10 protein-coding genes are annotated in these 12,667 nt (G+C 68.8%); 1 reads left to right on the top strand and 9 read right to left on the bottom strand.

The window, feature by feature from the left end:
• Window positions 1–97: 97 nt before the first annotated feature.
• The 5 genes from AC07VX_RS01830 to AC07VX_RS01810 all read right to left on the bottom strand — a co-directional run bounded on the left by AC07VX_RS01830 (window position 98) and on the right by AC07VX_RS01810 (window position 6,539).
• On the bottom strand, window positions 98–745 hold the full coding sequence (locus AC07VX_RS01830) for a response regulator (protein ID WP_493163435.1): 648 nt from the start codon (window positions 743–745) through the stop codon (window positions 98–100).
• Window positions 742–2,415 (bottom strand): PAS domain-containing sensor histidine kinase, encoded by a 1,674-nt coding sequence (locus tag AC07VX_RS01825; protein WP_493163436.1) that lies wholly within the window; start codon window positions 2,413–2,415, stop codon window positions 742–744. Before AC07VX_RS01825 ends, AC07VX_RS01830 begins: the two co-directional genes overlap by 4 nt.
• A 3-nt stretch (window positions 2,416–2,418) precedes the next feature.
• Window positions 2,419–3,768, bottom strand: a complete 1,350-nt coding sequence (gene ccsB, locus AC07VX_RS01820) for a c-type cytochrome biogenesis protein CcsB (RefSeq protein ID WP_493163437.1) — start codon at window positions 3,766–3,768, stop codon at window positions 2,419–2,421.
• Entirely contained in the window at window positions 3,765–5,840 is a 2,076-nt protein-coding gene (locus tag AC07VX_RS01815) for a cytochrome c biogenesis protein ResB (RefSeq protein WP_493163438.1), read from the bottom strand. The genes ccsB and AC07VX_RS01815 overlap by 4 nt, the downstream gene beginning before the upstream one ends.
• Window positions 5,841–5,918: 78 nt before the next feature.
• Window positions 5,919–6,539 (bottom strand): c-type cytochrome, encoded by a 621-nt coding sequence (locus AC07VX_RS01810; protein WP_493163439.1) that lies wholly within the window; start codon window positions 6,537–6,539, stop codon window positions 5,919–5,921.
• A gap of 70 nt (window positions 6,540–6,609) precedes the next feature.
• Between AC07VX_RS01810 and yihA the strand changes: the two genes are divergently transcribed.
• A complete protein-coding gene (gene yihA / locus AC07VX_RS01805; protein ID WP_493163440.1) occupies window positions 6,610–7,317 on the top strand; it encodes a ribosome biogenesis GTP-binding protein YihA/YsxC in 708 nt (235 codons plus the stop codon).
• Window positions 7,318–7,417: 100 nt separating this feature from the next.
• Here yihA and AC07VX_RS01800 read toward each other — a convergent pair whose 3' ends face one another.
• The 4 genes from AC07VX_RS01800 to AC07VX_RS01785 form a co-directional block, all read right to left on the bottom strand.
• Complete coding sequence (locus AC07VX_RS01800; RefSeq protein WP_493163441.1) at window positions 7,418–9,451, bottom strand: DUF1631 family protein; 2,034 nt, start codon at window positions 9,449–9,451, stop codon at window positions 7,418–7,420.
• Between the two features lie 258 nt (window positions 9,452–9,709).
• Window positions 9,710–11,359 (bottom strand): chaperonin GroEL, encoded by a 1,650-nt coding sequence (gene groL / locus AC07VX_RS01795; protein WP_493163442.1) that lies wholly within the window; start codon window positions 11,357–11,359, stop codon window positions 9,710–9,712.
• Between the two features lie 53 nt (window positions 11,360–11,412).
• A complete protein-coding gene (groES, locus tag AC07VX_RS01790) occupies window positions 11,413–11,703 on the bottom strand; it encodes a co-chaperone GroES (protein ID WP_493163443.1) in 291 nt (96 codons plus the stop codon).
• Window positions 11,704–11,939: 236 nt separating this feature from the next.
• A complete protein-coding gene (locus AC07VX_RS01785) occupies window positions 11,940–12,593 on the bottom strand; it encodes a PEP-CTERM sorting domain-containing protein (RefSeq protein ID WP_493163444.1) in 654 nt (217 codons plus the stop codon).
• Window positions 12,594–12,667: the final 74 nt, after the last annotated feature.

Here is a 12,667-nt window from a genome sequence, read left to right as displayed (position 1 = left end):
TGCTAGGCTTTCAACGGCTGTCCGGCCGATGTCAGCAATCTAGGTGGCCCCGCCCCGCGGCGCTGCGGGGAGTTCTTGACGCGGGTTGTCGGGGCGCCTAGGCGTCGTTGCTGATCAGGCCGTGGCGCAGCGCCAGCTTGACGAGGGCCGTCACGTCGGGCGCGCCCAGCTTGGCCATCAGCCGGCTGCGGTAGCTGTCCACCGTCTTGGGCGACAGGTGCAGGGCGGTGGCGATCTCGCTGCTGGAGTGGCCGTCGACGACCATGGTGACGACCTGGCGCTCGCGCACCGACAGGCTGGCGAAGGGGTCGTCGCCGGCACCTTCTGCCAGCGCGCGCGCGGCCAGCTCGGCAACGCCCTGCCCCAGGTGACGGCGGCCGGCGCGCAAGGCCTCGATGGCCTGCAGCAGTTCTTCCGACGGCGAGCCCTTGAGCACGTAGCCGCAGGCGCCGAGCTTGAGGGCCATGCCGACGTGCCGGGGCTGGGCCGACATCGTCAGCACCAGAGGCCGGGTCGGCAGGTGGCGGCGCTGCAGCTCGGTCAGCAGCTCCATGCCGGAGCGCGGGCCGATGGAGAGGTCGACGAGAACGATGTCGGGCTGCAGCTGCTGCAGCTCGGCCAACGCGGCGGTGATGTCGCCGCTGTCGCCGACGACCTCGTGGCCGGCCTCGGTCAGCAGCGCGCGCAGGCCCTGGCGCACCATGGCGTGGTCGTCGACGAGGTAGATGCGGGCCGCCTGCGTCATGCCGGCGCCTGCCAGCGCAGCGTCAGCCGCGTGCCGCCGCCATCGCCCGGCCCCAGCGCCAGCTCGGCACCGATGGCACGGGCGCGCTCGCGCATGCCGATCAGCCCCAGGTGCCCCGGGCGGCGCTCGTGGTCGGCCGCCAGGCCGCTGCCGTCGTCGGCCACGCCGAGCTCGATTTCGTCCGGGAAGCCGTAGAGGCTGAGCTTGACCTCGGTGGGCCGGGCATGGCGCAGCGCGTTCTCCAGGCCTTCGCGGGCAATCATGAAGAGAGCGTACTCGACCTGCACCGGCCAGCGCTGTGCGAGCAGCTCGTCTTCGACGTCCAGCAGGATGCGCACGCCGGGGTGGAGCGCGCGGCGCTGGGCGACCTCGTTGTCCAGCGCCGCGGCCAGGCCCTCGTCCTCCAGCAGCGGCGGACGCAGGTCGACCAGCACCTGGCGCACCTCGCGCAGCGCCTGGTCGATGAGGCCGCGGGCCTGCTGGCGGGCGTCCGCGGCGTCGAGGTCCAGCGTCAGGCGCAGCGCGGTGAGCGTCTGGCCGAGCTGATCGTGCAGGGCCTGCGCCAGATGCTGGGTGGTGCGGCGCTCCTGGTCCATCAGCTGCTCGGCCAGCGCCGACAGCGCGGCCTCCGCGTCCACCTGCACGGAGATGTCGACGACGACGCACAGCAGCAGCGCGCGGCCGGCCAGCTCGATGGGCTCGGCGACGAGCTTGGCGTGCAGCCGGCAGCCCGAGTGCGGCCGCAGCTCGCGGTCGTCGATCTCGGTGCGCCCGTCCAGACCCGGCAGGGGCGCCAGGCCCAGGGCGTCGGCCGGCTGGCCGACGACGGACAGCGTGGGCCAGCCGAGCAGGCGGCCGAGCTCGTCGTTGGACTCGATGACGGTCTCGCTGGCGACGTCGATCAGCGCAATGCCGACCGGCACGGTGTGGAAGAGGGCGCGGAACTTGGCTTGGCTGTCGGTCAGGGCCTGCTCGGTGAACTTGGCCACCGTCACGTCGGACAGCGTGGCCAGCACGCGGGCCGGCTGGCCGCGGGTGTCGCGCTCCGTCCAGCCGCGGCAGCGCAGCCAGCGCGGCGCGGGGCCGGCCAGGCGCAGGTCGATGTCCAGCGGCGCGCCATGGCGCAGGTGCGACTGCAGCGCCGCCCGCCACTGGCCCTGGTCATCGGCCTGGAGCCGCTCGACGAGACGCTGCGCAGGATGCCCCAGCAAGGCCTGGGCGCGGGGCGAGAAGTACTCGCTGTCGGCGGCGATGTCCCATTCCCACAGGCCGTCGGCCACCCCCTGCATGGCGCGGGCATAACGGGCCTGTTCGGCGTCGGCGGCGCCGAGGTCGCGGGTGACGCAGAGCCAGCCGGCGCCATCGGGCAGCGGGGCGATGCCGGCTTCGAACCGGGCCAGGCGGCCGCCCTGAGTGCGCAGCGCGTAGCGCAGGCGCTGCGGCGAAGCGGTGCAGGCGGTGGCGAAGCGCTGCGCCAGGCCCGGCGGGCCGATGCTCGTCAGCGGGCGGCCCTGCAGCGTGGCCCAGGGGGTGTGCAGGTCGGCGTGCCCGGGGTGGTTGCAGGCCGCGAAGCGCAGGTCGGGGCCGATCAGGAAGCACAGATCGGGCAGGGCCGCCGCGATGGCCGGTGCGGCCTGGGTCCAGGGCTCGCGGTCCGGCTGGGCGGTCATCGCTTACAGCGTGCCGTAGCTGTGCAGGCCCGACAGGAACATGTTGACGCCCAGGAAGGCGAAGGTCGTGACCAGCAGGCCCACCAGCGCCCACCAGGCCGAGGCCATGCCGCGCAGGCCCTTCATCAGCCGCATGTGCAGCCAGGCCGCGTAGTTGAGCCAGACGATCAGCGCCCAGGTTTCCTTCGGGTCCCAGCTCCAGTAGCCGCCCCAGGCCTCGGCGGCCCAGAAGGCGCCCAGGATGGTGGCGATGGTGAAGAAGGCGAAGCCCAGCGCGATGGCCTTGTACATGAGGTCGTCGAGCTGGGGCAGGTCGGGCAGGCGGGCCGTGAGGCGGCTGCGCAGCGCGACGGCCAGCGCCAGGAAGGCGGCGACGCCGGCGATCTTGTAGGCCCAGCCGTTCAGGCCGGCGACGGTCGCGGCATCGACGTTGGCGCCGAAGCGCACCGCGAGGATGAGCGCGACGATGCCCAGCGGCATGGCGATGAGGCCGATGACGAGGGCGCGCGTCTGTGCCGTCTTCAGCAGGTAGGCCAGGGCCACCATGGCGGCCAGCGCGAAGCTGCCGTAGCCGACGAAGTTGGCCGGCACGTGGATCTTCATCCACCAGCTCTGCAGGGCCGGCACCAGCGGCTGGATCTCCTGGGCCTCGCGTGCCAGCGTGTACCAGAGCAGGAAGCTGACCGCGCCGCTGACGACCAGCATCACGTAGGCGCCCAGAGAGCGCGTGGCGAAGCGCTGCTCGTAGTACAGATAGAACAGTGTCGTCAACCAGCAGAACAGCACGAAGACTTCGTAGAGGTTGCTGACGGGGATGTGGCCGATGTCGGGGCCGATCTGGTGGCTCTCGTACCAGCGCACGAGCGTGCCGATCAGCGCCATCAGCACGCCACCCCAGGCCAGCTTGGAGCCGACGACCTCGGCCACGCTGTTGCGGCCCGCGCCTGTGAAGAAGCCGCCCCAGTAGAAGAGCATGCTCATGTAGAACAGCAGGCTCATCCACAGGATGGCGCTCTGGCTGGACAGCATGTATTTGAGCCAGAAGACCTGCTCGCCGGCGGCGAGGTCGGCGCCGAAGCCGTCGGTGTGCTGGCCGTACAGGCCGATGGCCAGCAGCGTGGCCGCGCCGGCTGCAACGCTGAGCGCCCGCAGCGGCTTCCAGAACCAGCCCAGCGCGATCAGCGCCGGCATGGCGCACAGCAGGATGCCCTGCTCGTAGACGTCCATGCTGGCGTGGTAGCGGCTGAAGGCATAGCCGCCGCCCAGCAGCACGAGGGCGGCGAAGACCCAGTCGAGGGTGTCGCGGCGCTGCAGCTTGTGGCGGGCGGCCAAGTCGAAGGTGGTGGTGTTCATGAGGGCTCCTTCAGCAGAGCAGCTTTCAACTGGGCGAACAGGGCGGCGTTGTCGGGCGACTCGCGGGTGCTGGACATGGCCATGCGCACCTGCGAGCTGGCGGGCTCGGTGCTGGGCGCGATCCACACCCACAGCCGGCGCTCCTTGATGTAGAGCATGGCGAAGACGCCGACGATGAGCAAGAGGGCGCCCAGATAGACCAGCTTCTGTCCAGGGGCGCGGGCGACCTGGAAGACGCTGGCCTGCACCTGCTCGAAGTCCTGCAGCTGCAGCAGCATGGGGGCGGGGTAGTAGAGGCTGTCGGACAGGGACAGCACGGCCTGGGTCATGAAGCCTTGCGTGGCGGCGTCGGTGGCGGCGGGCTTGAGGCCGGCGCGCTCGCGGGCGAGCTGGTTGAGCTCGAACAGGCTGCCGTTGAGGATGCGCAGCAGCACTTCGGAGACGCGCTGGCGGTCGGATTCGGGCACGTCGCGCTCGATGAACTGCGACAGCGCGGGCAGGCCGCCCTTGACTTCATCGCCGGGCTTGGCCGCGGCGCCCGAGAACAGCGTGAGCGCGCGCTGGGCGGTCTGCTTGAGCTGGGGCAGCAGCTGCGGCTGGTTGGGAGGCGTGGCGGCAGCCGCGTAGCGCTGGGCGGCGGCGTCGCGCTGAGCCGGGTCGGCCAGCGCCTGTCGCAGCCGCAGCCAGCCGGCCAGCTCGCCGTTCTCGTCGGCCGGCATACGCAGGTAGCGGAAGGCCTCGGCGGGCGTGTCGCGCACGCCGGCGAGGAAGAGCTTCTGGCCGTCCAGCTCGACAGGCAGCATGTAGTTGTTGAACTCGCGCGCCTGGCCGGAGGCGTCTCGCAGCTTGTAGCTGAAGCTCGGGCCGACGTTGTGCAGGGATTTGTCCCCGCTGGCCTTGGCGCCGCTGCCGAGGTGCTTGCCCAGGGTCTCGCCGAGGTCGACCTTGCGCACGTCGGCGCCGCTGGCGTTGTCGCCACCGCCCAGGTTCTCGACGTTGATGACGCGCAGGCCGTCCAGCTCCAGCGCCTGCTCGCCGAAGGCCAGCTTGGTGCCGACGCGGCCTTCGATCTTGATCGGCGCCCCGCTGCTGGTGAGCGGCAGGCCGCTCAGGCGCAGCTTGCTGCCTCCGTCCTCGAAGCTGCTCTGATAGATGGCCAGGCCCTTGTGGATGACGGGCTCGTTGACCTTGACCGTGGCCTGCCGCGTCACGCCGCCGTCGTGGATGACGATGGCACTGGCGAAGCTCTTGGGCATGCCGGTGGGGTAGTAGTCGACGCTGAACTTCTTGAGCTCGATGTCGAAGGGCAGGTCCTGCAGCACGACGCCGCTGGGCAGGCTGAGCACGGCGATGCCCTGGCGCTGGTTCTCGGCCACCGAGACATTGCCGCGAAAGCTCGGGTTGGCGGTGGACAGGCGGTGTTCGGGCTTGATGTCGGACACGAAGCCCGAGCCGGTGTAAAGCTGCTTGCCCTGGGCCCACATCGCCAGCTTGACCATGGCGTTGCCGTCCAGCACACCGCCGACGAGGATGAGCACGATGGCCGAGTGGGCGGCGAGGTAGCCGATCTTGTTGGCCGCGCCCTTGCGGGCCGCAATCATGGTGCCGTTGTCGCGCTGCTGCACGCGGGCCTTCCAGCCGAGCTGGGTGAGCGCGGCGCCGATCTCGGCCAGAGCCATCTGCGGGTTGCTGGGCAGCTCGCCGATGGCCTTGTGGTGGTGGGCCTGCAGCGACTGTTCTCGCACGCCTTCCTTGTAGCTTTTCAGGTCCGCAATGATCTTGGGCGTGTTGCGGATGATGCACAGGCTGGTCGAGACGACCAGGAAGGCCAGGATGATGAGGAACCAGGCCGTGCTGTAGACGGTGTACAGCCCCAGCTTGCCGAACACCTCGGCCCAGAAGGGGCCGAACTGGTTGATGTAGTTGCCCATGGGCTCGCTCTGGCGCAGCACCGTGCCGATGACCGAGGCGATGCAGATCACGCTGAGCAGCGTGATGGCGAAGCGCATGGACGAGAGCAGATCCAGCAGTTCGCGGGCGGCGGAGGAGCGGGGGGCGGCTGTGGAGGACATCAGGCGGGGGAGTGTCGGCCAAGAAAAAAGGCCGGTGCGTGACACCGGCCTTCGTTCAGCAAGGCTGCTTGTGCTGGATCAACGCAGGCCCGCGACGTAGTCGGAGACGGCCTTGATTTCCTTGTCATTCATCTTGGCGGCGATGGTGACCATCATCGGGCCGTTGGCACGGGCGCCGCTGCGGAAGGCGGTCATCTGGGCCTCGACGTAGTCGCCGTGCTGGCCGGAGAGGCGCGGGTACTGGGCCGGCAGGCCGGAGCCGGTCGGGCCGTGGCAGCCCGCGCAGGCCGGCACGTTGCGCTCGGCGATGCCGCCACGCCAGATCTTCTCGCCCAGCGCGACGGTGTCCTTGTTCTTGGCAAAGCCGGGCTTGGCGGTCTTGCTCGCGTAGAAGGCGGCGACGTTGCGGATGTCTTCCTCCGACAGCGGCGCGGCCATGCCGCTCATGACGGCGTTCTTGCGCTTGCCGGCCTTGAATTCGGTCAGCTGCTTGACTAGGTATTCGGCGTGCTGGCCCTGCAGGATGGGGTTGGCCGGGCTGCCGCGCGAGCCGTCGGCCGTGTGGCAGGCTGCGCAGACCTGGGCCGAGATGGCGCCACCCTTGGCGAGGTCGGGCTTGGTGGCAGCGGCCGCGGGCTCGTTCGCATGAGCCGTGGCGGCCAGCAGCAGACTCGACAGGAGAAAGGCGACAGTCTTCATGGATTTTTGAGGTCTCAAAGGGCGCAACCCGAGAATTTTACAATGCTGAATCACAGCGCCCGAGCTTTCCATGACCGACACAATCCCTGAGGCCTCGGCCGCCGAGCCCGCCACCGAAAAGCTCGCCCTGGCCTGGACGCACACTGCGCGCTTCCTGACCACCGCCAGCCAGCTCGTCCACCTGCCTGCCACCGAGCTGCCCGAGATCGCCTTCGTCGGCCGCTCCAATGCCGGCAAGTCCACCGCCATCAACACGCTGGCCCAGCAGAAGCGCCTAGCCTTCGCGTCCAAGACGCCGGGCCGCACCCAGCACATCAACCTCTTCGAGCTGGGCCCGAAGGACGCGCCGGATGCGCTCTTCGCCGACCTGCCCGGCTATGGCTACGCGGCCGTGGCCAAGGCGGCCAAGCTGCGCTGGCAGAAGGTGATGGCCGACTACCTGGCCGTGCGCCGCAGCCTGTCGGGCGTCGTGCTGATGGTCGATTCCCGCCTGGGGCTGACCGACCTGGACAAGCAGTTGCTGGAGTTCGTCGCCGCCCGCGTCGCGACCGGCGAGATCAAGCTGCTGGTGCTGCTGACCAAGTCCGACAAGCTCAACCGCAGGGAGGCCGACGCCGCGCTGCGCGCGACGACGGAGTTCCTGGCCGGCATGACGACCGAGGAGTCGGACGTGGCGGTGACGCTGTTCTCGGCGCTGAAGAAGAGTGGCGTCGGCGACGTGGCCATCGCCCTTCATGAGTGGACGCACTCAGGCGCCGGAGCGGTTGCGGCGGCGTAGCCCGACGCTCCTCGCGCGGTCGCCGCGGAACTGGCTTTGCAAGGCCGCTGGCGGCGCCCCCCTTGAGGCGGAGGCGCGTCAGCGCCTCGGAGGTGGGTCATCACCCGCCGTCGAGGTCGCTCATCAGTGTGTCGACGGCGCGCTGCACGACGCTGTCGTCCTCCAGCGCCGTGATGAGGCCGTTGGCAAGCAGGGCTTCCAGCGCGCGGCGCGTCAGCGGCAGGCGCTCGTCGGCCTCGCGCCCGACGAAGAGCATGAACTGGCGGCCCTCGCCGATCCAGGCGACCTGGGCGGTGTGCCAGTCGCCCTGGATGAACATGTGGAACCAGCGGCCGATCTCGACGCTGTCGATCCAGCGCTGCAGCGCGGCACGGGCGTCGGGTGAATCGTTCTCGTTGTAGAGCTGCACCGGCACGGTCGGCAGCTCGCCCCGGTCGACGTCGGCGCTCAGCCAGTGCGATGGCACCTGGGAGTCGCGCTCTTCCATCAGCCGCCGCACGATCTCGTCCGCCGAGGCTGGCGCGGCGTTGCTGGCCGCCGGCCTGGGCGGGGGCGGGCGACGGTCGGCCGGGTCCATGGCGGGCAGGCCGCGCAGCAGCCGTGCATGCTGGCCCATCAGCTCGGACAGCGGCGGCTCGCGCCTGGCCTCGGGCAACTGGATGCTGTCGCAGCCGGTGACCAGGCGCTCGATCAGCACTGGCAGGCGCATGCGCAGTGCCTCGCGGTCGGCGAGGTCGCGCGGCGTGATGAGGCTGTCGAGCACGGCGTCCACCACTTCCATGGCGGCCTGGGCCTCGCGCGAGTCGCGGCCGTGGCGCACCATGGCCGCGACGATGACGTCGACCCAGCTCGTCTGCAGGAAGCGGTGCATGCGCGGGCCGAGCGGCGAGTCCGCGATCTGGTGGTCGACCTGCTCGCGCAGCAGTTCGCGCCAGTCGTTGCGCAGGTGCTCTCGCTCCAGCGCGGCCAGTGCGACTGCGTTGAGCTCGCCGCTCTGGCGCGCCTGCTGGTCGATGTGGGCGTCGACGCGGGCCAGCACCTGCTGGAAGAGCAGGGCCGTGGGTGTCGGCGCATCGACCAGGAGCTGGGCCTCGGCCTCCATGAAGCGCAGGAAGCCCACGAAACGCGCGTCGTCGGCGCGGTCGAAGGCCATGCCGTGGGCGGCGACGCGGTTCAGCAGCGCCCAGGTGGGGTGGTCCTGGCGGCGCAGCAGCATCGCGTCGCTGCGCGCCAGCCGCACGACGGCGATCTGCAGCCGCGCCAGCAGCGCCTTGAGCGGCGGCAGCAGGCGCGGGTCGGCCAGGATCTGGTCGTAGAGCCGGCTCAGCATGTCCGGCCCGGTCGTGCGCACGAAGGGCGCGGGGGCCAGCGGGTCGCGCTGGGTCGCCGGGGCCAGGCCCTGGGGCCGCGAGTTGATGACCTCGACGCGGCGCGACAGGCCGTCCAGGGTGCCGTGGTTCGTCGGGCGCTGGCCGACGCCGCGTGCGGCCGCCAGGCGCTGGTGGGCCAGCGGGTCGGTCTGCGCGCGGCCGTGCGAGGCCACCATGTCGCCGATGTCGGCGGCGTGAAGCGTTGTGCAGGACTGCACGTAGAGGCGGTTCAGCGCGCGGGCCAGCGGCGTGGCGGCCACGCGCATCAGCTCGTACTGTGCCTCGGCGCCCAGGGGGCTGGCCGCCAGCGCATGGTGCAGCGCGTGGGCGAAGAGGGCGGGGCGCAGCGGGTTGTCCCGCTCACGGGCCCTGGCGGTGCCGCGCAGGGCGGCGAAGAAGTTGCCGATCTGGTGCAGTTCGGCGCGACTGAGTTCCTCGGCCGTGTGCGCGACATGGGCGATGGCCACGTCCTGCAGGGCCTGATGCTCGTCGACGAGGCTGAGACTCTCGAGGCCGCCGATCTGCGGCGGTGCGCGGTGCAGCGGGTCCTCGCCGCGTCGGCCAGCCTGCAGCAACTCGATGAGCTTGCCTTCGAAGTCGGCCGCGAAATGGGCGCGTACCTTGCGCCAGCCTTCGCGCAGCGGGAAGTGCTGGGGGCGGGCGTCGAGTTCGTCCTGCACCACGTTCAGCAACTCGCGCGCCAGCGGACCGGCTTCGGTCAGCGCGTGGTCGAGGAGATCGTGAGGATGCAGGTTGGGAGGCATGGAGAGCGAGGGCGGCTTAACGCAATTATCCGGCGCCCGATTGGCGCAGGCTGGCGTGTTGCTTGCGCTTACCCACCCCCGAATCACATGGCAAGGGCCTCGCTTCAGGACCTTTTCACGCTTTTTCAGATCGGCGCGCCGGCTTCATGTCCGGTGGCACGACGTGGCGCTGCTGGGGCCTTCCCCTGGCCCATGAAAAAAGGGGCTGCTCGCGCAGCCCCTTGGTCAGTTAGCGACGGGTGTGTCGCCGGCCCGGACTTACATGTCCATGCCGCCCATGCCACCCATGCCGCCCATGCCGCCAGGCATGCCGCCGCCGGCGGCTTCTTCCTTGGGCGACTCAGCGACCATGCACTCGGTCGTCAGCATCAGCGACGCGACGGACGCGGCGTTCTGCAGTGCGGTGCGGGTCACCTTGGTCGGGTCCAGGATGCCCATCTCGATCATGTCGCCATAGGTGTCGTTGGCGGCATTGAAGCCGTAGTTGCCCTTGCCGGCCAGCACGGCGTTGACGACGACGGAGGCTTCGCCACCGGCGTTGTAGACGATCTCGCGCAGCGGGGCTTCGATGGCGCGCAGGACCAGCTTGATGCCGGCGTCCTGGTCGGCGTTGTCGCCCTTGATCTCGCCAGCGGCCTGCTTGGCGCGCAGCAGTGCGACGCCGCCACCAGCCACGATGCCCTCTTCAACGGCTGCACGCGTGGCGTGCAGCGCGTCTTCGACACGGGCCTTCTTTTCCTTCATCTCGACTTCGGTGGCTGCACCGACCTTGATGACGGCCACGCCGCCGGCCAGCTTGGCCACGCGCTCTTGCAGCTTCTCGCGGTCATAGTCGCTGGTGGCTTCCTCGATCTGGATGCGCACTTGCTTGACGCGGGCTTCGATGTCGGCAGCGGCACCGGCGCCGTCGATGATGGTGGTGTTTTCCTTGCCCACTTCGACGCGCTTGGCCTGGCCCAGGTCAGCCAGCGTGACCTTCTCGAGCGACAGGCCGACTTCCTCGGCGATGACCTTGCCGCCCGTCAGGATGGCGATGTCTTCCAGCATGGCCTTGCGGCGGTCGCCGAAGCCCGGAGCCTTGACGGCGACAACCTTCAGGATGCCGCGGATGGTGTTGACCACCAGGGTCGCCAGGGCTTCGCCCTCGACTTCCTCGGCAATGATCAGCAGCGGACGGCCGGCCTTGGCGACGGCTTCCAGCGTGGGCAGCAGGTCGCGGATGTTGGACACCTTTTTGTCGTACAGCAGCACGAAGGGGTTGTCCAGAATCGCGGATTGCTTTTCCGGGTTGTTGATGAAGTAGGGCGACAGGTAGCCGCGGTCGAACTGCATGCCTTCGACGACGTCCAGCTCGTTGTTCAGGCTCTTGCCGTCTTCAACGGTGATGACGCCTTCCTTGCCAACCTTGTCCATCGCGTTGGCGATGATCTGGCCGACGTCGGCATCGCTGTTGGCCGAGATGGTGCCGACCTGGGCGATTTCCTTGGAGGTCGTGGTGGCCTTGGAGGCGGCCTTGAGCTGGGCGACCAGGGCTTGCACGGCCTTGTCGATGCCGCGCTTCAGGTCCATCGGGTTCATGCCGGCGGCCACGTACTTCATGCCTTCGCGGACGATGGCCTGGGCCAGGACCGTGGCGGTGGTGGTGCCGTCACCGGCGTTGTCGCTGGTCTTGGAAGCGACTTCCTTGACCATCTGGGCGCCCATGTTCTGGAGCTTGTCCTTGAGCTCGATTTCCTTGGCCACGGACACGCCGTCCTTGGTCACGGTGGGGGCGCCGAAGGAGCGCTCGAGCACCACATTGCGGCCCTTGGGGCCCAGGGTCACCTTGACCGCATTGGCCAGGATGTTCACGCCTTCAACCATGCGGGCACGGGCCTCGCCGCCAAAGATCACGTCTTTTGCTGCCATTTGATTCTCCGGATACTTAAATTGGGGTCAGAGTCGATTTGTTTGGTGGCAGATTACTTCTGCACAACCGCAAACAGATCCTCTTCACGCATGACCAGCAGTTCTTCGCCGTCGACCTTGACGGCCTGGCCGGAGTACTTGCCGAACAGGACGCGGTCGCCGACGGCGACGTTCAGGGCCACGAACTCACCCTTGTCGTTGCGCTTGCCCGGGCCGACGGCCAGGACTTCACCTTGATCAGGCTTCTCGGCGGCGTTGTCGGGGATGACGATGCCCGAGGCGGTCTTGGTTTCTTGCTCCAGACGACGAACGATCACGCGATCGTGCAGGGGGCGCAGCTTCATGGAATCTCCTTGAGAGTTGGAACTGAAGCGGCCGCGGCGCTGGGCAGCGGCTCGCCGGAAAAATGGGGCCGAGGAATCGACCCGATTTCGTTAGCACTCGATTGCGCTGAGTGCTAGCAGCCTTGGATTATAGGGACGGAGTGAGACGATTCAAGTCGTGTGATGCTTTGCGGGTCTTCGCGTCGGCAATAAAAAACGACCGCCATGGCGGTCGTTCTTGCGCTGGAAGCCGGGGCTCAGCGAGCGGTGCGCTTGCGGCTCCAGCCCAGTGCGCCGAGCGCGCCGAGCGTCAGGGCCACACTGGTCGGCTCCGGCAGGCGGCCACTGGTCGTGGGGGTCGTGAAGCTAAGGTCATCCAGCATCATGGTCTGATCCATAGCCGTGAACACGACCGAGCGTGCGACGCCTGTGAAATTCAGAGTGACCGTTGACGACCAGCGGCAGTAGATGAAGTTGACGCCGCCGCAACTCGTGCCCTTCAGACTGTCCAGGCCGACGCCCAGCTCCTTGCCCAGGTCGTCATAGACGTGAACTTTCAGAACAGAGTTGTCGTCACCACTGGAATAGATGAACGACAGCGCATCGAAGCCGTCAGCCAGCGTCAGCGTCAGCGACTTCGTCGTCTTGGTGTCGGCGGCCGGATCCTGCGCCAGCCAGAGTGCTCCGCAACTGCCCGGGCGGCTGAAACTCGCATCGCCGGGGACTCCGCTGAAGGTGCAGGCCTCGGATGTGACGGCCCAGGCGGCATCCTTGGCGGTGACGCCGGCATAGCGGGTCGTCAACTGCTCGCTGGCGGTCAGATCCTCGAAACTCAGCAGAACAGTGCCAGCCATGGCGGACTGCATGGTCGCCGTCAAGGCGAGTGCCAGTAGTTTGCTCGTCGTGCGCATGGCGTTCTCCGTCCAGGATGTTCGAGTTGGGTTTGTGGTCAGGACTGTAAACAAGCGCTCCCCTGCCGGGCGCA

Source organism: Roseateles sp. GW821-FHT03B02 (assembly GCF_059421025.1).
This window is presented reverse-complemented; position numbering and strand designations above follow the sequence as displayed.

What these genes read in the sequence shown, in the direction of transcription:
- groL (WP_493163442.1), bottom strand. Translation starts at nt 11,359, where the DNA reads ATGGCAGCAAAAGACGTGATCTTTGGCGGCGAGGCCCGTGCCCGCATG.
- AC07VX_RS01830 (WP_493163435.1), bottom strand. Translation starts at nt 745, where the DNA reads ATGACGCAGGCGGCCCGCATCTACCTCGTCGACGACCACGCCATGGTG.
- AC07VX_RS01800 (WP_493163441.1), bottom strand. Translation starts at nt 9,451, where the DNA reads ATGCCTCCCAACCTGCATCCTCACGATCTCCTCGACCACGCGCTGACC.
- AC07VX_RS01810 (WP_493163439.1), bottom strand. Translation starts at nt 6,539, where the DNA reads ATGAAGACTGTCGCCTTTCTCCTGTCGAGTCTGCTGCTGGCCGCCACG.
- ccsB (WP_493163437.1), bottom strand. Translation starts at nt 3,768, where the DNA reads ATGAACACCACCACCTTCGACTTGGCCGCCCGCCACAAGCTGCAGCGC.
- AC07VX_RS01815 (WP_493163438.1), bottom strand. Translation starts at nt 5,840, where the DNA reads ATGTCCTCCACAGCCGCCCCCCGCTCCTCCGCCGCCCGCGAACTGCTG.
- groES (WP_493163443.1), bottom strand. Translation starts at nt 11,703, where the DNA reads ATGAAGCTGCGCCCCCTGCACGATCGCGTGATCGTTCGTCGTCTGGAG.
- AC07VX_RS01825 (WP_493163436.1), bottom strand. Translation starts at nt 2,415, where the DNA reads ATGACCGCCCAGCCGGACCGCGAGCCCTGGACCCAGGCCGCACCGGCC.
- AC07VX_RS01785 (WP_493163444.1), bottom strand. Translation starts at nt 12,593, where the DNA reads ATGCGCACGACGAGCAAACTACTGGCACTCGCCTTGACGGCGACCATG.
- yihA (WP_493163440.1), top strand. Translation starts at nt 6,610, where the DNA reads ATGACCGACACAATCCCTGAGGCCTCGGCCGCCGAGCCCGCCACCGAA.